General features: G+C 49.3%; 1 protein-coding gene. It reads left to right on the top strand.

The features are described 5' to 3' along the window. The coding region (locus AABK37_RS42575) for a hypothetical protein (RefSeq protein WP_432557327.1) at positions 1 to 181 on the top strand (181 nt) is incomplete at its 5' end. Positions 182 to 207 lie beyond the last annotated feature (26 nt).

The following is a 207-nucleotide window of genomic DNA, read 5'->3' on the forward strand; positions in this document are numbered from 1 at the left end:
GATACTGAACATCATACGTGAACGCGGGCAACGTGGGTTGCCAGTAGAAGACGTGTATCGACTGCTATATAACCCAGACCTGTATTTACGCGCCTACGCGAAGTTAAACAGCAACGCAGGTGCAATGACACCAGGCGCTACGCCCGAAACAGTGGACGGTATGTCTAAGAGCGAAAATTAACGCCATCATTGAGACTCTGAGAAATG

The sequence above is a fragment of the Tolypothrix sp. VBCCA 56010 genome (assembly GCF_050875635.1).
In the GTDB taxonomy this organism is placed as follows: domain Bacteria; phylum Cyanobacteriota; class Cyanobacteriia; order Cyanobacteriales; family Nostocaceae; genus Hassallia.